1 protein-coding gene is annotated in these 920 nt (G+C 38.8%); it reads left to right on the top strand.

Going from position 1 to position 920, the window contains the following annotated elements:
• On the top strand, positions 1-918 hold a 918-nt coding region (locus OMO38_RS20250; protein WP_264751990.1), incomplete at its 5' end, for a gluconolaconase.
• Positions 919-920 lie beyond the last annotated feature (2 nt).

The raw sequence follows: 920 nt of genomic DNA on the forward strand, positions 1-920 counted from the left end.
ATTCCTGATCAGCCTACGGCAAGAATTGAATTTAATGCTCCGGAATCTTATCCTGAAGGAATTGCTTATGACAGTATTTCAAATGTTTATTTTGTGTCCTCAGCAAGACTTGGCAGCATCGGTAAAGTTACTCCAGGTGGCGTATATAGCTTACTGCTTAATGATCCTTCTTTTAAATCAAGTTACGGAGTAAAAGTGCATCCCGACGGAAAACGTTTGTTTGTCTGCATCAGTGATGCAAATTACAGCAAATTTACTTCTCCGGACACAAGAAAAAAAATGGCGAGATTAGTTGGCATTAATATGGTTACAGGAAAGATAACAGATGATATTGATCTCTCAAAATTAGTTCCCGGAAATCATTTTGCCAATGATCTGACCTTTGACAGTCAGCAGAATGCTTATGTAACCGACAGTTTTTCCAATGTAATTTATAAAGTTTCACCAGGCGGACAGGCATCAGTATTTGCAGACAGTCCGATGTTTAAAACCGAAGGGATAGGACTGAATGGAATTGTTTTTCATCCATCCGGTTATTTGCTTACAGTAAGCAGTGGGACTGGAGCGGTCTACAAAATAGATTTAAAAAATCCAAAAAGTATAAGCAAAGTTGATACAGAACAGTTTTTTATGAATGGTGATGGTCTTCTACTTACAGGAAATAATAAACTTGTGCTGGTGCAGAACGGAGGGAGTGATAAAATTTATGAGCTGACTTCAGAAGATAATTTTGTTTCAGCAAAAATGTCAGCTTCCACCTTGGTGACGGATCGTTTTACCTATCCTTCTACCGCGACGATGGCTAATGATAAAGTCTGGATTATGAATGCGAAATTCTCGGAACTCACAGACAGTACCAATGTACCGTCTAAGAGATTTGAAATTCAGCATGCACGCCTGATGTCGCTGCCAAAATAAGT

This window comes from Chryseobacterium kimseyorum (genome assembly GCF_025971945.1).
In the GTDB taxonomy this organism is placed as follows: Bacteria; Bacteroidota; Bacteroidia; order Flavobacteriales; family Weeksellaceae; genus Chryseobacterium; species Chryseobacterium kimseyorum.